Source organism: Xanthobacter dioxanivorans, assembly GCF_016807805.1.
GTDB lineage: Bacteria > Pseudomonadota > Alphaproteobacteria > Rhizobiales > Xanthobacteraceae > Xanthobacter > Xanthobacter dioxanivorans.
The window spans coordinates 1,262,025-1,278,558 of record NZ_CP063362.1 but is presented as its reverse complement, the minus strand read 5'-3'; the positions used below and the strand labels follow the sequence as shown (position 1 = coordinate 1,278,558).

Below are 16,534 nucleotides of genomic sequence, written 5' to 3'. Positions count from 1 at the left end.
CGCCGTCCTACTGCTGGGCGGCGAGGAAGGTGCGGAAGCGCGCCAACGCCACGGCGAAGAACAGGACGCCCATGCCGAAGGTGGCGGCAAAGCGCGGCCACACGGTTTCGAGCCCGGCCCCGCGATAGAGGATCGCCTGGGCGAAGGCGACGAACTGGGTCGAGGGCGAGACCTGCATCACCGCCTGCATCCATTGCGGCATGCTCTCCAGCGGCGTGAAGCCGCCGGACAGCATGTTCATGGGCAGCACGACAAGAAAGAACAGCAGGCCGAACTGCGGCATGGAGCCGGAGAGGGTGCCGAGGAAGATGCCGAGCGACGCGGTGAAGAAGAGGTAGAGGGCCGCGCCGGCGAGGAAGAGCGGGACCGACCCGGCGATCCCCATGCCGAGGCCCCATTTCAGCACCACGACGATGCTGAAGGCCGCGCCCACGAGGATCACCGCGCCGTTGGCGAGGATCTTCGCCAGCATGATCTCGGCGGGCCGCACCGGCAGCACCAGCAGGTGCTCCAGCGTTCCGTGCTCGCGCTCGCGGATCAGGGCGGCTCCGGCCAGCAGCACCGAGAGCATGGTGATGTTGGTGATGAGGCCCATGGTGCCGGTGAACCAGGAGGATTCCAGCCCCTGGTTGAAGGCCACCCGCACCTGCAGCGCCACCGGCGTCGTCACCCCTTCGGAGTGGCGCAGCACGAACCGGTTCACCTCCTCCTGGAAGATGGCGGAGATGTCGTTCGCCCCGATGCCCGCCTGCATGAGCGAGGTGGCGTCGATCAGAAGCTGCACCGATGGGCTGCGGCCCGCCAGCACGTCGGACTGGAAGTCGGGGGAAAGTTCAGCACGAAGGTGAACCGCGCGGCGTCCATGGCGCCGTCCACGTCCTGCGGGGCAAGGGCGACCGGCGGCTGGAAGCGCGGCGGCAGGAAGGCGTCGAGAATGGCATTGGAGAGGGCGGAATTGTCCTCGTCCACCACCCCCATCGTCGCGCGGTTGAGGTCGTGCTTCATGCCGTTCGCCTGCAGCACGATGGCGACGGTAAAAGCGTAGGCCACCAGCACCAGCAGGGCCCGGTCGCGCCACAGGCTGATGAGCTCCTTGACCACCAACTCGCGCACGTTGCCGGCGAAGGCGCGCAAACGCGGCGGATTCTTGGGGCGGGGAGGGAGGGCGACGCCATGTCAGGCCTCCTGCTTGTGCAGGATGAGCCAGGCGATGGCGAGCAGCGCCGGCCAGAAGGCGGCGGTGGCGGCGATGAAAGGCAGCAGCTCGGCGAAGCCGAGGCCCTTGGTGAAGGCGCCGACGCTGATGCGCATGAAGTAGGTGGTGGGGAAGAAGGTGCCCACCACCCATGCGCCGCCCTCCAGCGTCGCCACGGGCTGCATCAGCCCCGAGAACTGGCTTGCTGGCATCATGGTGCCGATGGCCGTGCCGAACAGCGCCGCGACCTGGGTGTTGGTCAGGGTCGAGGAGACAAGGCCGATGGCGGTGGTGGCGAGCACGTAGGCGAAGGCCCCCAGGGCGAGGCCGAGGAAGGAGCCCTTCAGCGGCACCCCGAACAGGAGCAGCGCCATCAGCACCATGACCAGGAAGTTGAAGAAGGCCACCGCCACGTAGGGGGCCTGCTTGCCGAGCAGGAATTCGAGCTTGGTGACCGGGGTCACATACAGGTTGGTGATGGAGCCCATCTCCTTCTCCGTCACCACCCCCAGGGCGGTGAGGATGGCGGGAATGAAGATGAGCATGAGGGCGATGTTGGCCGGCACCATGGCGTCGAGGCTGCGGAAGGACTGGTTGTAGCGGTAGCGCATTTCCAGGCTGGCGAAGGCCGAAAGGGTCTGACCCGCCGCCTGCGCCGCGTCGGACAGGAACATGGCGTGTACCGCCTGCACGTAGCCCTGGATGGTTTCGGCGCGGAAGGGCATGGCGCCGTCAATGGTCACCAGCACCTCGGTCGACCGGCCCGAGCGCAGGTCGGCGCCGAAGTCCGGCGGGATCTCGATGGCGAAGGCGATGGCGTTGGATTTCAGCCGCTGGTCGAGGTCGGCGGGGTCGGCGAGCGGTGGCTGGACGACGAAATAGGTGGAGTGGGCGAAGCCGTCCACATAGGCGCGGCTTTCCGGGGTCTGGTCGCGGTCGAGCACGGCAAAGCGCAGCTTGTCCACGTCGAGGGTGATGCCGTAGCCGAAGATGATCATCAGCAGCGCCGTGCCCAGCAGCGCGAAGGCGAGGCGCACCGGATCGCGTCTCAGTTCCAGTGTTTCGCGCCAGGCGTAGGCGCCCAGGCGCCGCACCGAGAAAGCGGCGGGCGGTCCTTCTGCGCGGGTCGCGGCCTGGGGCAGGCGTGCCTCGCTCTGCGCCGCGCGGCCGCCCATCTCCATGTAGGCGATGAAGGCTTCCTCCAGGGTCGCGGCCTTCTGCTCCTGCTTGAGCGCCTGCGGCGTGCCGGTGGCGATCACCTTGCCCGCATGCATGAAGGAGATGCGGTCGCAGCGTTCCGCCTCACCCATGAAATGGGTGGAGACGAAGATGGTGACGCCTTCCTCCCGCGACAGGCGCTGGAGATGGTCCCAGAAATTGTCGCGCGCCACCGGGTCGACGCCCGAGGTGGGCTCGTCGAGGATGAGCACCTCCGGCTGGTGCAGCACCGCCACCGCCAGCGACAGGCGCTGGCGCACGCCGAGCGGCAGGCCGTCGGCGAGGTCGTCGAGATGCGACGCAAGGTCGAAGGCCGCGACCAGGGCGGCGACGCGCGCCGTCCCCGCCGCCTCGGGCAGGGAGAAGAGGCGGGCGTGCAGTTCCAGGTTCTGGCGCACCGTGAGCTCGCCGTAGAGCGAGAAGGCCTGGCTCATGTAGCCGACGCGCCGCCGGGTCTCGATGTCGGTGGGGTCCACCTGGACGCCGAAGAGCAGCGCCTCCCCGGAGCTCGCCGGCAGGAGGCCGGTGAGCATCTTCATGGTGGTGGACTTGCCGCAGCCGTTGGAGCCGAGGAAGCCGAAGATCTCGCCGCGGCGGATCTTGAAGCTCACATGGTCCACGGCGACGAAGTCGCCGAAGCGCCGGGTGAGCCCGCGCGATTCGATGGCGACGGGCGCGTCGGCGGCGATGGCCGCGGCAGGCGCCACGCCGTCCTCCCCGCCGCGCCGATCCTCGGGCAGGAGCGTGACGAAGGCCCGTTCCAGGCTCTGCTGGCCGGTCTGCGCGAGAAGGGCGGCAGGGCTGCCGTCGGCGAGGATGCGCCCGGAATCCATCATCACCACCCGCTCGAAGCGCGCCGCCTCCTCCATGTCGGCGGTGGCGACGAGAAGCGTGAGCCGCGGGCGCTCGGCGCGGATGGTCTCGACGAAATCCCAGAACTGCCGGCGCGAGAGGGGATCGACGCCCGTGGTGGGCTCGTCGAGCAGCAGCAGATCGGGGTCGTGCACCAGGGCGCAGCACAGGCCCAGCTTCTGCTTCATGCCGCCGGAGAGCTTGCGCATGAGCCGGTCGGCGAAGGGATCGAGCCCGGTGGCGGCGAGCAGGGGCGCCACGCGCCCGCCCTTGGCGGCGGCCTCCTCGCCGAAGAGGCGGGCGAAGAAGGCGATGTTCTCGGCCACGGTGAGGTTGGGATAGAGGTTGCGGCCCAGCCCCTGCGGCATGAAGGCGATACGTGGCTGCATGCGCTCGCGCGCGCGGCGGTCGGAAAAGTCCGCGCCCAGCACCTCCACCTTGCCCTGCTGGATCCGCTTGGCGCCGGCGATGAGGCCGATGAGGGTGGACTTGCCCACCCCGTCCGGCCCCACCAGCGCCACCGAGGCCCCCTCCGCCACGGCGAGGTCCAGCCCCTCCACGGCGTGGGTGCGGCCGTAGCGGTGGCTGATGCCCGAGAGGCGGATGGCGTCGGGGACCGCGTCCACCGCGTCGGTCACTGCGCCGCCTCGTGCACGAGATCGGAATCGAGCCAGCTGGGCCATTGCGCCTTGGGATCGAGCCGCACATAGCCGACGCCGGTGACGCCGGTTTTCACGTGGTCGATGTATTTCTCCACCAGCGGACGGGCGATGCGCAGCTTCACCCGGAACATCATGCGGTCGCGCTCGCGCTGGGTCTCCACCTGCTTGGGCGTGAACTGCGCCCGCGCCGAGACGAAGGAGACGGTCGCCGGCACCGCCCGATCCGGCAGGGGCTCCAGCAGCAGGCGCGCCTCGGCGCCGAGGGCGAGGGCGCCGGCGTCGGTCGCGGGCAGGAAGATGGTCATGTAGACGTCGGAGAGGTCGATGAGGGTGAGCACCTTGCCGCCGGCGCCCAGCACCTCGCCGGGCTCGGCGAGGCGGTAGATGACCCGGCCGGACTTCGGCGCGACGAGGGTGCCGTCCTCCACCATGCGGGTCAGGCGGTCCACCTCCGCCTCGGCGGCGCTGATGGCCGATCCGCTGGCGGCGAGGCTGCTTTCCGCCGCGGCGAGCGCCGCCTGGGCGGTGAGTTTGGTGGTGCGGTACTGGTCGACCTTCTGCTCGGTGGCGAAGCCCTTGGAGACGAGGATTTCCTGCCGCTCCAGCTCCTTGCCGGCGAGGTCCAGCTCGCCCTTCCTCTGCTCGACCACATGGGATGCGGTGTCGCGGGACTGGCGGGCCTGGTTGGCCTGCGCCTGGGCAGTGCGCAGGGCGGCCTCGGTCTCCTGGACATCCATGTGGCCGACCACCTGCCCCTGGTGGACGAAATCACCTTCCTCCGCCAGCACGTCGAGCACGCGGCCGGCGGCTTTCGTCGCCACGTCGACCTGGGTCGCCTCGATGCGGCCATTGCCGGAGGCGAAGCCCGGCGGCAGCGTACGGCTGCGGCTGGCGAGATACCAGGCGCCGGCTCCACCCGCCGCCACGAGGACGACGATGAAGCCGACGAGAACCAGCATGCGCTTCATGAAAAGCACCTTTTTGCGCGGGCAGACGCGCCCACGCGGTGCCGAAAGAAAGGCCGGCACTCCCGCGGGGCTTCGGGAACGAACCTATTCGTCCCACAGCTTACGGCGGTGCAGCAATAGGGCGTTGATCGAGGTCAACGCCAAGGCGTCCACGGGTTGGGGTCACCGCGCCCCTGCGTCGATCTTCTTCTGCAGCGCCACCGCGCCGGCGGGATTGCGCACCTTCGCGCCGCCGATGAGATAGAGGAACACGTCGCGCCTGCTGCGCGTGGCCTTCGCGGCGGGGCCGAGCGCCGCAAGTCCCTCCGGCACCACGCCCTTCTCCCAGGCCTGCGCGGCCCCGGCCCAGAGCGCGAGCGCGGCATCGTCATAGCCGGTCTCCATCTCCTCCCGAGTCTGCTGGAGGCGGGCATAGGCGAAATCCGCCGTCAGGTCGGCGATGGCGGGATAGCTCGCGTGGTCGGCATAGACGATCGCGACCTTGTGCTTGCGGGCGAGCTGTACGAACGCCTCGCAGGCGAAAGTGGGATGGCGCACTTCCACCGCATGGCGCAGCTTCACCCCGTCGTGCTGCTCCGGCAGCAGCGCGAGGAAGGCGGCGAAGTCGTCCGGGTCGAATGCCTTGGTGGGCGCGAACTGCCAGTTGACGGGGCCGAGCCGGTTTCCGAGCTCCGTGATGCCGCTGCCGATGAACTTGGCCATGCTCTCGGCGGCCTCCGCCAGCACCCGGCGATGGGTAACGTAGCGCGTCGCCTTCAGCGCGAACACGAAGCCGTCCGGCACCTGCCGTGCCCAGTCGGCGCAGGATTTGGCGCTTGGCGTGCGGTAGAAGGTGCCGTTGATCTCGATGGTCCGCAGCTGGCCGGCGGCGAAGGCGAGTTCCTTCGCCTGGGTCAGGCCGTCCGGATAGAAGACGCCTCGCCACGGCTCGTAGGTCCAGCCGCCGATGCCCACTCGAATGGTCATGCATCCTCCTCCCGGTCAGGGCAGCGGCAGAACGTGGGAATACTTCACCTGTTCCAGCGCGAACGAGCTCTCGATGGAGGCGATGCCGTCGAGCCGGGTCAGCTTCTGCTTCAGGAACCGTTCATAGGCGTCGAGATCGGCCGCCACCACCCGCAAAAGGTAGTCCCGCGGGCCGGTCATGAGATAGCATTCGAGCACTTCCGGCCAGGTGCGGATGGCGGCGGAGAAGGCATCGAGGGCCTCTTCCTGCTGGCGCTCCAGCTTGATGGAGACGAACACGCTGACCGGCAGGCCCGCCTTGCGCTGGTCGAGCACCGCCACGTAGCGCGAGATGAGGCCCGCTTCCTCCAGCGCCCGCACCCGCCGGAGGCAGGGGGAGGCGGAGAGCCCCACGGCGTCCGAGAGGTCGGCGATGCTCATGCGCCCGTCGCCCTGGAGGGCGGCGAGGATCTTCCGGTCGATGGCGTCGAGGCGCAGGTTTCTGCTCCATCTGGGGTGGTTTCTGGCAGATTATGCCAGTCCATCTTCGTTGTTAAGGCGGATTCGACCGAACCCGCCGCGGCGGGCGGGCTAAACTCATCGCCGTGAAGAAGGCCGCTGGCAAGGAAGCGGTCGCCTGCGAGGAAACAGCCATGTCCGGTGCCTATGCTCCCCTGCGCCCGCGCCCCGCTCCGCCGAGCGCCGACGACCTCGCCATCCTCGCCGAGCTGGAGCGCAAGGTGCTGTGGCTGGCGAGCTGGACCATCCACAACGCCAACCACCTGCGCCCTCATGACGACGGCCTGAAGGTGGGCGGGCACCAGGCCTCCTCGGCGTCGCTGGCCGCCATCATGACCGCCCTTTACTTCCACGTGCTGCGCCCGCAGGACCGGGTGGCGGTGAAGCCCCATGCCAGCCCCATCTTCCACGCCATCCAGTACCTGTTCGGCCGGCAGAGCCGCGAGCGGCTGGAGAACTTCCGCGGCTTCAAGGGCGCGCAATCCTATCCCTCCCGCACCAAGGACGCGGACGACGTGGACTTCTCTACCGGGTCCGTCGGCCTCGGCGTGGCGCAGACCCTGTTTGCCAGCCTCGCGCAGGATTATGTCCACGCCCACGGCCTCGCGAACGGCCGCCCCAAGGGGCGGATGATCGCCCTCGTGGGTGACGCCGAGCTCGACGAGGGCAATGTCTTCGAGGCGCTGCTGGAGGGCTGGAAGCACGAGATCACCAACACCTGGTGGATCATCGACTACAACCGCCAGAGCCTCGATGGCGTGGTGCGCGAGGGTCTCTACGAACGCTTCACCGGCATCTTCGAGGCGATGGGCTGGCAGGTGGTCGTGCTGAAGTACGGCACCCTGCAGCAGGCCGCCTTCGCCGAGCCGGGCGGGGAAGCGCTGAGGCGCTGGATCGACACCTGCCCCAACGCCGAATATTCCGCCCTCACCTTCCAGGGCGGCGCCGCCTGGCGCAAGCGGCTGATGGATGACCTGGGCGACCAGGGGGATGCCTCCGCCCTCATCGCCCGCCGCTCGGACGCCGAGCTGTCCGCCCTCATGACCAATCTCGGCGGCCACGACATCGCGTCCCTCATCGCCGCATTCGACGCCATCGACCACGACCGGCCGGTGGCCTTCCTCTGCTACACGGTGAAGGGCTTCGGCCTGCCGCTCGCCGGCCACAAGGACAACCATTCCGGCCTCATGACGGAAACCCAGATGGAGGCGCTGCGCGCCGCCATGGGCGTGGGCGAGGGGCGGGAATGGGAGCCGTTCGAGGGGCTGAAGCGTCCGGCCGCCGAGATCGAGGCCTTCCTGGCGCGGGTGCCCTTCTTCCAGGCCGGACCGCGCCGCTTCACGGCGCCCGCCCTCGACGTGCCGGCGCTGGCGCCGCCGCCCAACCCGGTCATTTCCACGCAGGCCGGCTTCGGCCTCATCCTGCAGGATCTGGCCAGAGGCGACAGCGCGCTCTCCGACCGCATCGTCACCACCTCGCCGGACGTGACCGTCTCCACCAATCTCGGCCCCTGGGTGAACCGGCGCGGGCTGTTCGCCCATGAGGCGCTCGCCGACGTGTTCAAGCGCGAGCGCATTCCCTCCACCTTCGCCTGGGAGTTCTCGCCCAAGGGCCAGCATGTGGAGCTCGGCATCGCCGAGATGAACCTGTTCCTCACCCTGTCCGCCTTCGGCCTCAGCCACTCCCTGTTCGGCGCCCGCCTGGTGCCGGTGGGCACGCTCTACGACCCCTTCATCTGTCGCGGGCTCGATGCGCTGAACTATGCCTGCTACCAGGATGCGCGCTTCATTCTGGTGGCGACCCCCTCCGGCATCACCCTGGCGCCCGAGGGCGGGGCGCACCAGTCCATCTCCACGCCCCTCATCGGCATGGCGCAGGACGGCCTCGCCTCCTTCGAGCCCTGCTTCGTCGACGAGCTGGCGGTGCTGATGGAGTTCGCCTTCGACTACGTGCAGCGCGACGGGGAGGGGGCGCCCGACGAGCGCACCTGGCTGCGCGACGAGACCGGCGGCTCGCTCTATTTCCGCCTGTCCACCCGTCCGCTGGAGCAGCCGAAGCGGGTGCTGTCCGAGGCGCAGCGGCGCGGCATCGTGGACGGCGCCTACTGGCTGCGCGAGCCAGGCCCCAATTGCGACGCGGTGGTGGCGGTGCAGGGCGCGGTGGCGCCGGAGGCCATCGCCGCCGTGGCGCTGATCGCCGAGGACCGGCGCGACGTGGGCCTCCTCGCCGTCACCTCCGCTGACCGGCTGAACGCCGGCTGGACGGCGGCAGCCCGCGCCCGCGAGCGCGGCCACGTCCGGGCCAGGAGCCATGTGGAGCGGCTGCTTGAGCCTCTGCCGCGCCATTGCGGCATCGTCAGCGTGATCGACGGCCATCCGGCCACGCTGGGCTGGCTGGGCGCGGTGGCCGGCCACCGGGTGCGGGCACTCGGAGTGGAGCATTTCGGCCAGACCGGGACGCTGGCGGACCTCTACGCATATTACGGCATCGACACCGCCTCCATCGTCGCCGCCGCGCAGGCCATTTCGCCGGGCCGCCCGCTGCGGCATCTGAGGGCGGTGTAGCCACACCGGCCGCGCGTTTGCCGCCGAGGCCGTGAGGACGGGCTTCGCGCGGCTTTCGCACACGTCCATGGGCGGGCTGTCATCCCTGTACGGGCCCCCTGCGCCGCCATCCGTGGCTGTGCCGAAGGGGCTTTGCCGAAGGGGCAAAGCGCGTTGCTGATCATCCGTGGCCCGCACCGCGGCGGCGCTTCGCTGCGGTGGCGGCGGCACGCGAGGCCGGGACGATGCGGGCGCGCTCAAAGGACGGCTTGTCGTCGGCGGCGCGGTCCGCTAGAAGCGCGGAACCACACGCCCGGCGCTCACCCGCCGGCCCTCGCGGAGAGGTGGCAGAGTGGTCGAATGCACCGCACTCGAAATGCGGCATACGGGCAACCGTATCGGGGGTTCGAATCCCCCCCTCTCCGCCAGTTTACATAGCTAAGCATATGAAAACAAAGCGTGATTTGTTGCAGGGCGAATTCGTGCCCCAGCATCTGCCCTAGCATGTGCGTTAGCTCGTGGTGGTCCTTGGTGGACACAAGCGGGATTTACCGGGATAACGCGGGAAGGGGCGGGACGGCAGATTGTGTCGAGCGAGCTAGGGACGGTTGGAGTGGATAGCCAGGTTTGGTGACCTCGTCGCAGCGGTTCGAATTTCCTGCATGGCACTGAAAAGTGTTTCAAACTCAGCTAGGTCCATTGGGTCATAGCTAAGATAGTTCCCGGCATTTCGCACGAGAACGACGTATAAATCTCCGTCACGTTCTTGTTTGAGTCGGAGCGAAATTGTTACGGCTCCACCACCGATTGCGGTGTCGATTTTTTTAACTACACGTCCTGTGAAAACTCGCCTTAAGCCGCGGAAGAAGTTCCACAACATTGTTTCTCCTGCTAAGGCTGGCTGCTAAAACAGCATCACACTACCCTGAGTGTCGCTTCTCGTGCCAGATGGCTTTGGCTGCGAGGCATCGAACAAGCTGTGAGGGAGGCACTCACGACTGCATTCCCGGGGCACCCTCACCGCCACGACGCGTCCCACACTCTGATGAGGATATGCGCTATTGCGCCATGCTACTTGGTCGCATGTTCTGCGACGGTCGTCGCGCTATAGTTGCATGGACATGGTTGGGGGGGTGAGAATGGGCAGGGTCGGGCGATTGGTAATCATGGCCGTAATGCTGGCGGCTGTCGGCGGGTGTCAGCTCTCGAACCCCCGAGTTTTTGTGACCGCGAACGACCGGCCGACGACCCCATTCCCGCAGCGTTGAACTGGCTTTGCCGCGCGTCCGTAAGAGCTATCTGTTGTAGCTCCCCACCGCCCCACCGCCCCCGGATGGCAACGGAAGGCGCTCGGTAGCGCCTCCTCTTTGTGGTTCTGGCCTGATCGCAAAAGCACCCGGGCAAGTCCTTGCTTACGAGGTCGCTGCTCGCGCTTCTTCCGCCTTCGGTACCCACACCCCACGACGCGCCCCACTAACTTCTCGGCCGCATGCTCGGTGGTGAACGGGCCTTCGCTGGTGCCGATGCGTCCGGAGCGCAGAGCGGCCTCGCGGTCCTGGGGATCGACAAGCGGGATCCAGTGCCGGGCCATCCAGCAGGTGGCGGGCTCGGCACCGGCCTCGGGCTGCTGCACCCAGCCGCCGCCCGGCCGGCGATAGCGGGTCCGCCCGACCATCTGGCACAGGGCGAAGGTGCGGCCGCACTCGATCCGCGGATCACGGTAGGCGATCAGGAACAGCTCGCCCTGCGCCGGCTGGTGGTCGACGAGGTCCACCACCGCGAACTCGCCACGCCGCAGGTGAGGGTGGAAGCGGTTGTCGGGCACGAGGAACGTCATGTGGCCCGGCGGCAGCGTCGGGAACATCATCAGGGCACGCAGCTCGGGCTGGTGCTCAAATTGGACAGAGGGAAGCTGGGGCGTGGTGGCGAGGGCGCGGCCGGGTCGGCCGGTGGAGGTGCGGCGGGTCATGCGGTGGCTCCCGCCACCAGCAGGCCGCAAACATCGTGAAAGACGCTGTAGACAAGCCTTTCGTCAGTCGTGAACCCCCGCCCATAAGGCGGGGTATTGTTGATGACTTCGGTAATCCATTCGCCCTTGTCGCCCGGCTCGCCCCGGTGACAGTACGCGAGGGCTTGGAGCTTCACCCGCATTCCGTCCAACGTGGCCGCAGGCGTCGCCGCAATGCGGCTGCACAGGGCAGTTCCGGCGCGGGCAAGCCGATCCATTTCCGCCATGACCGCAGCGCAGCCGTTGGCATCGCAGGCCGCGCGGCGCCCATCTTCCCACCGCTTGAGATCCGCGATCAGCGGCGCCTCGGGATAGTGGCCCCCGGAAACCCCCATGTCCTGCCAGCCTCGCGCCCGCTGGAGAAGGGCGCCATATGGCTCGGAATTGAGCCGGTAGCCTTCGCCGGAGGCGCGGAACAGCGGTTCACCCCGCCAGGAATAGGCCAGCAGAGCGGCCGAGGGCGCCGGACACGTTCGCGCCGCCTCCTCGTAGAGCCGATCCGAAAGTTCGTCGGCGGCCCGCTCCTGCGCTTCCAGAGCTTCCAGCTCGCGCCCCATGGCGAGCAGTTCCGCGTCGGCCTGATCGGCAGCGGCAAGATTTGCCAGAGCCGCCGCAGCCACGGCTGCGGCGGCCCCCTTGAGGAGGCCGCGCCGAGAGGGAGAAGAGCCGCGCTCACGCATGGTCGCCCCCCATCACGAAGCCGCGGATCGCACCGCAGATGGCGCCCATAGCCTCGTCATCGGCCAGCGGGCCGCCGCTGTAGCCGTCCTTCTCGGTCAGCATGTCGAGATAGGCGAGAAGCCCGGCGCGCGTCGTGGGCGTAGTGTTCAGAAAATCCCACCACGCATCCGCGTCGGCATCGCAGGCCGCGTTGTATCGCTCCTCGATTTCGTCACCCTCCGGCGAGGGCGCACAGAAGGAGACGCCGCGCGCGGTGCAGCGCTCTTCATATTCGCCCTGCTCCTTGATGACGGCATTGAAGGCCGCGCGCTTCGCCCGGAAAGTGGCGATGGCCGCGAACACAGGATCGGAGACGGGAGCGGCCGAAGCCCCCGCGACGGCTGCGCCGAGGGACAGGGCGGCAGCGCCCAGGAGAGCGCCGCGGCGTGACAGGGTCCGTGGCTCAGACATGGGCCGCCTCCCGCATGTGATAGGCGCGAACGGTCGCGAGGATGGGGCGCATTTCCTCGGACGGAATGGCGCCCTCCCAGGTACCTGGGGCCCACACAAGGGCAAGCCATCCCTGCATGCCGGCGGCAGTGGTCGGCACTGTGCGCACAGCGCGGCGCAGGGCAGCGGTATAGGCCGAACAGGCGGCCATCACCTCGGCATCCGTCAGGGCGGAGATGCCGCCGGTCGCGTGCTCGCCATCCACCTTGCGATAGAGGCGGGCGCGCTCTCGCCGGGCGCTGCGGACGGCCTCAAGAGCGGCGAAAACCGGGTCGGCTTCCGCGGCCTCCGCCTTCGGCAGCACGGCCACCGGGACGGCCAGCGCCGCGACAGTGCCGAGGGCAGCCCCGGCCTTGAGAAGGGCGCGACGGGTCGGCGCAGGCATGGGGGCGGCGTTTGCCGCCGCGGTGGGCTTCGGCATGGGTAGGCTCCAGGGATGTGACGGTGAGGATGGGGAAGTCTGGGCGGCGCGAGCGGGGCGCTGGAAGGGTCTAGCTCGCGCGCCCGATGGCGAGTGCCGCGGCGAGTGCTGCTATGGCGCCCATGGAAGTGCCGCAGCGCAGCTCGTGACGGATCAGGACTGCGCTGCGGTTGTCTCGCTCGGTGAGCGTGCCCGGAACAGCCGCTTGCATCGCGCTCGCAATCCGGTCTGTGAGGCCGCCAATGTGGGTTTCGAAATCGAGCATCGCGTCTTCAACGATGCTGCCGTCTCCGATCCGGCGATCCAGCATATGGGCGCCGAACGCATCGGCAGCAGCCACCGCCGCGTCATAGAACGCGGCGAGCTCGTTCACCGTGAGGCCGTCAATGCGCGGGTCGGAATACCCCCGGGCGCGTTGTCTGTGATGTGGGCTTGACCAGCCTGTTCCATGGGATGCGGCTCCTTCGGTTGGGCGGGATCAGGCGATGCGGGCGAGGCGAAGGGCTTCGTCAGCGGCCCGGACCTTGGCGAGGGCCGCTGGGACGCCGCCCCACGGAACGACGGCGGTGCGCACCTTCTCGGCGAGCATCGCGTCGGTGCTGGTGAAAGCGAGCCGATCGGTGGGGCCGATCAGCCGGCCGAACTCGACGCCGTTGCGCTTCAGGACGAAGCCGGCGTCATCGCGCTTCGCGGTGTAGGTGGCGGCGAGGCCGGCGGCGGCCTTCTCTGCGCGCAGGATGGCTTCGATGTTCGCGACCCGCATCAGGTCGCTGGAGCGGTGCTTCGCCGCCGTCCATGAGGTGGGTGCGCCGACCCGCCGATATTGAGCGGTCCGCCCACGAGCCACGGCGAGGGCATTCTCCAGCTTGCTGATGACCTCGGCCCGGTGTGCGCCGCGCGACACGACGATGAAGCGCTGGAGCACCGCCCAGTCCGTCACCGGGGCGTTGCGGGCCTCGTGCCACGCCTGCCGCAGGTGAGCGGCGAAAGCCGGCCGGCTGTAGGGCGCCATGGACTGCCGCAGGAGCGACCAGGCGCGGCGCATGATGTGGGAGAGGTTGGGCATAGTCGGCGCATCCGATTAGGTGCCAGCACCATTAATGTGGTGTTAGTACCTAAGCGCCTACATCGTGTTGCTGTCAACCATAAAATTAGGTATCAACACCAAGATGACCCTGAGCACCGGAAATCAGCTTCGTGCCGCTCGCGCCCTTGCGGACGTTGAGCAGAAATGGCTCGCCGACAAATCCGGCGTGAGCATCAACACCATTCGGAATATGGAGGCTCGCGGCGCCGAGCCGATCACAAGCGGCGCCATGACGGTGCGCAAGGTGCAACTCGCCCTTGAAGAAGCCGGCATCGAATTCCTGAACCACGGGCAGCCGGGGGTGAGGCTCAAGGGCAGTGCGCAGTCGTGAGTGAAGCCGTCGCTCCCTATCTTTTCGCGGCTGTGGTCGCAGTCTATGTCTGTGGCCTAGCTAATCACTTCGCAACTCGGAAGCTCGCTCTGCGGCTTCGGTCAATTGCGGGGGATAAATGGCGTCGTCTCGGATCGCCCGAAGGCCACATCATTTTCTGGCGGATTTCCTCCGCCATATGGCGGGATCAGATCGCGACCCAGCGGCTGATTTTCTGGGCCGTGCTGACCGAGGGACATGCTAGATATCAAGACGCGGAATTGAGCCACTGGGCTTGGATCGTCCGCGTCACGTGGATCCTATCGATTGGCGGTCTGGTTGCAGGGGCGGTCTACTTCTGGCCATGACGAGCGCAGGCGTCATCTTCGTGGCCGAGAATGGCGAGGGGCCGGGCGTGAGGCTGCGGAAGGGCGCGCCCTAATGCCGCTAGCTCCAGCGCACCGCCACCAGACCATCGAGGGCGGTAGCGGCCCGCCCGATGGCGCGATAGTTGACGACACCGCGTATCCAGCCCGCCTTCTGAAAGTACGTCTTGGTCTTCGCCATAGCATCCAAATCGACCATCGACACATTCAGCTCGACGGCGCGAGCCCGAATTTGATCGATAGCGGGTATGCCCGTTTGTTTTAGTGGGCGGCGCAAACGGTGAAGTCCGACGTGCTTCGCTTTGGCTTCTATTTTGCTGAATGGAACTCCAGGAAATGACGCCGCGAGCGTTTGGCGATCCGCCGTGGGATAAAGCTTGCGCAGGCGCGCCACTTCGGCTCCCGTCCAGATGTGGCGGCAATCGGTAAGCCCCATTGAGCGCGCTCTGTGCTTCACGGCCGAGTAAGAGCGGCGCTCCAACACGGCTACGGCTCGCTCATAATCGGGGAAGATCACCGCCAACAACGCCAATTCCCGATCTGTCCAGATCGGTGCTCCACCCGGCGCCATTCCGGTCTTCGCAATGCGCTCTCTGGCCATCGCTGCCGCCTTCGCGCCCCTGGCTGCCCACCGCAGTTGCATGTCGCACTCCTCGGCCGGAAGGCGAGCCTGATCTCGATGGAGCGGCAGGGAAAGGCGACGCGGGCGATCATCCTCGCTATCCTCAGGCTCGCCTGCGCGGCGCCGAACAAAGGCTGCCCCCCATCGCCCGCGACAAGAACACCTCCGGCCCTGCCTTTTCCCATTCCGGTCCTATACGACGTGCAGCATCAGGCACATGAGGGCGACAGGCCCACGGACGGGAGCACTGGACAGGCTTGAAATTGCCGGGATGAGAGCGCCATCTCGCGGCGGGACAGGGTGGGATGCGTCATGTGGATCGAGGGCGGCGCGCCGCGCGCCGGCGACGACTGGCCGATCATTGCAGCATTCGCGGCGCGGGAGGCGCGCCTCGGCGCATGGTTCGCGGGGCGCGGGCCGGCCATGGCGGGGTTCTACGAATTCCTACGCTTCGGCATCAAGCAGGGCTGGGCCTGTCTGTTCGGCGGCATCCTCCTCGCCCTCATCATCGCGACCCGGCTCTGGTATCCGCAGCACGCCGCCATTCCCCGCTACGACGCGCTGGTGGTCGCTGCGGTGGCCGTGCAGCTCGCCCTCCTCGCGTTCCGGCTGGAGACGCTGGAGGAGGCGAAGGTGATCCTCGTCTTCCACATCGTCGGCACGGCGATGGAGCTGTTCAAGACGTCGGTTGGCTCCTGGCACTATCCGGAGGCAAGCTATCTGCGCCTCGCCGGCGTGCCGCTGTTCACCGGCTTCATGTATGCGGCGGTGGGCAGCTACATCGCCCGCGCATGGCGTCTGTTCGACTTCCGCTTCACCGGCCATCCCCCGCTCTGGACGCTCGGCGTCCTCTCCGCCGCCATCTATCTCAACTTTTTCACCGACCATTGGGGCCTTGATGCGCGCTGGCTCCTGGTGGTGGTGGCGGCCGTGCTGTTCCGCCGGACTGTGATCCACTTCAAGGTCTGGAAGGTCCATCGGCGGATGCCTCTGCTGCTCGGCTTCTTCCTGGTGGCGCTGTTCATCTGGTTCGGCGAGAACATCGGCACCGGGGCCGGCGCGTGGCTCTATCCCCACCAGACGAAGGGCTGGGCCATGGTGTCGCCGGCCAAGCTCACCTCGTGGTTTCTCTTGATGCTGATCTCCTACACGCTGGTCGCCGCCGCCCTGTGGCGCAACACCGAGACCGCCGCTCAGACGGCACGCGAAGGGAGCCCGGCGTGACGGGGGCGCAGAAGGAGAGGCTTCGCCGCGCCGCCCTCTATCTCGCCGCGGCGCTGGTGGTGATGGTGGGCGGCCTCGTCTGGCGCCTCGTGCCCATGGGGCTGCCGGGCTTCTTCCTCAACTACGGCGGCGGGGTGCTGTGGGGCGCCATGGTGCTCCTCATCGTCGGGGCGGCGACAGACGACATGCGCTGGTGGCTCGCGCCCGTGGTGGCCGCATCCATCGCACTCGCGGCGGAGCTGTTCCGCCTCTACCACGCGCCCACCCTCGACGCCTTCCGCGCCACCCTCGCCGGCGCGCTGCTGCTGGGCCGCATCTTCAACCCGTGGAACATCGTGGCCTACTGGCTCGGTGTCGCCCTCGCCCTGCCGCTTCATCTGGCTATCAGGCGCATGCGGTAGAGG

15 protein-coding genes, 1 tRNA gene and 1 pseudogene are annotated in these 16,534 nt (G+C 67.9%); 5 read left to right on the top strand and 12 right to left on the bottom strand.

The genetic code is table 11. The features are described 5' to 3' along the window. Positions 1 to 7: 7 nt before the first annotated feature. From EZH22_RS06145 to EZH22_RS06125, 5 genes and pseudogenes are all read right to left on the bottom strand, one after another. Positions 8 to 1,059 (bottom strand): annotated as a pseudogene (locus EZH22_RS06145) (ABC transporter permease). A 117-nt stretch (positions 1,060 to 1,176) separates the two neighbouring features. Next, positions 1,177 to 3,948, bottom strand: a complete 2,772-nt coding sequence (gene rbbA / locus EZH22_RS06140; RefSeq protein WP_203194848.1) for a ribosome-associated ATPase/putative transporter RbbA — start codon at positions 3,946 to 3,948, stop codon at positions 1,177 to 1,179. Next, positions 3,900 to 4,895: an HlyD family secretion protein gene (locus tag EZH22_RS06135; RefSeq protein WP_203194847.1), complete on the bottom strand. Its 996-nt coding sequence runs from the start codon at positions 4,893 to 4,895 to the stop codon at positions 3,900 to 3,902. Before EZH22_RS06135 ends, rbbA begins: the two co-directional genes overlap by 49 nt. 162 nt (positions 4,896 to 5,057) lie before the next feature. Then, positions 5,058 to 5,861 carry a DUF72 domain-containing protein gene (locus EZH22_RS06130; RefSeq protein ID WP_203194846.1) on the bottom strand — a complete coding sequence of 268 codons (804 nt, stop codon included), beginning with the start codon at positions 5,859 to 5,861 and terminating at the stop codon, positions 5,058 to 5,060. 15 nt (positions 5,862 to 5,876) lie between these two features. Then, complete coding sequence (locus EZH22_RS06125) at positions 5,877 to 6,281, bottom strand: Lrp/AsnC family transcriptional regulator (protein WP_231711327.1); 405 nt, start codon at positions 6,279 to 6,281, stop codon at positions 5,877 to 5,879. A gap of 212 nt (positions 6,282 to 6,493) precedes the next feature. Here EZH22_RS06125 and EZH22_RS06120 point away from each other — a divergent pair, with 212 nt between their 5' ends. After that, positions 6,494 to 8,923, top strand: coding sequence for a transketolase (locus EZH22_RS06120; RefSeq protein ID WP_203194845.1), 2,430 nt, complete (start codon positions 6,494 to 6,496; stop codon positions 8,921 to 8,923). 317 nt (positions 8,924 to 9,240) lie between these two features. Continuing rightward, positions 9,241 to 9,330, top strand: a tRNA-Ser gene (locus tag EZH22_RS06115). Between the two features lie 770 nt (positions 9,331 to 10,100). Here the strand turns inward: EZH22_RS06115 and EZH22_RS31620 are convergent. From EZH22_RS31620 to EZH22_RS06085, 6 genes are all read right to left on the bottom strand, one after another. Continuing rightward, positions 10,101 to 10,871 carry a hypothetical protein gene (locus EZH22_RS31620; RefSeq protein WP_231711326.1) on the bottom strand — a complete coding sequence of 257 codons (771 nt, stop codon included), beginning with the start codon at positions 10,869 to 10,871 and terminating at the stop codon, positions 10,101 to 10,103. Next, the gene (locus EZH22_RS06105) at positions 10,868 to 11,590 is read right to left on the bottom strand and encodes a twin-arginine translocation signal domain-containing protein (protein ID WP_203194844.1); all 723 of its coding nucleotides are present in this window, start codon (positions 11,588 to 11,590) and stop codon (positions 10,868 to 10,870) included. The genes EZH22_RS31620 and EZH22_RS06105 overlap by 4 nt, the downstream gene beginning before the upstream one ends. After that, entirely contained in the window at positions 11,583 to 12,041 is a 459-nt protein-coding gene (locus EZH22_RS06100; protein ID WP_203194843.1) for a hypothetical protein, read from the bottom strand. Before EZH22_RS06100 ends, EZH22_RS06105 begins: the two co-directional genes overlap by 8 nt. Then, entirely contained in the window at positions 12,034 to 12,501 is a 468-nt protein-coding gene (locus EZH22_RS06095; protein WP_203194842.1) for a hypothetical protein, read from the bottom strand. The genes EZH22_RS06100 and EZH22_RS06095 overlap by 8 nt, the downstream gene beginning before the upstream one ends. Positions 12,502 to 12,571: 70 nt before the next feature. Further along, positions 12,572 to 12,874: a hypothetical protein gene (locus tag EZH22_RS06090; protein WP_203194841.1), complete on the bottom strand. Its 303-nt coding sequence runs from the start codon at positions 12,872 to 12,874 to the stop codon at positions 12,572 to 12,574. Positions 12,875 to 12,979: 105 nt separating this feature from the next. Further along, positions 12,980 to 13,567: a hypothetical protein gene (locus EZH22_RS06085; RefSeq protein ID WP_203194840.1), complete on the bottom strand. Its 588-nt coding sequence runs from the start codon at positions 13,565 to 13,567 to the stop codon at positions 12,980 to 12,982. Between the two features lie 103 nt (positions 13,568 to 13,670). Here EZH22_RS06085 and EZH22_RS06080 point away from each other — a divergent pair, with 103 nt between their 5' ends. Continuing rightward, entirely contained in the window at positions 13,671 to 13,919 is a 249-nt protein-coding gene (locus EZH22_RS06080) for a helix-turn-helix domain-containing protein (protein WP_203194839.1), read from the top strand. Between the two features lie 426 nt (positions 13,920 to 14,345). Here the strand turns inward: EZH22_RS06080 and EZH22_RS06075 are convergent, their stop codons facing one another. Further along, positions 14,346 to 14,927, bottom strand: a complete 582-nt coding sequence (locus EZH22_RS06075; protein WP_203196848.1) for a hypothetical protein — start codon at positions 14,925 to 14,927, stop codon at positions 14,346 to 14,348. A gap of 291 nt (positions 14,928 to 15,218) precedes the next feature. Between EZH22_RS06075 and EZH22_RS06070 the strand changes: the two genes are divergently transcribed. Both EZH22_RS06070 and EZH22_RS06065 read left to right on the top strand, forming a co-directional pair. Further along, on the top strand, positions 15,219 to 16,130 hold the full coding sequence (locus EZH22_RS06070; protein ID WP_203194838.1) for a DUF817 domain-containing protein: 912 nt from the start codon (positions 15,219 to 15,221) through the stop codon (positions 16,128 to 16,130). Further along, positions 16,127 to 16,531, top strand: a complete 405-nt coding sequence (locus EZH22_RS06065) for a ribosomal maturation YjgA family protein (RefSeq protein WP_231711325.1) — start codon at positions 16,127 to 16,129, stop codon at positions 16,529 to 16,531. Before EZH22_RS06070 ends, EZH22_RS06065 begins: the two co-directional genes overlap by 4 nt. The last annotated feature ends 3 nt before the right edge of the window (positions 16,532 to 16,534 follow it).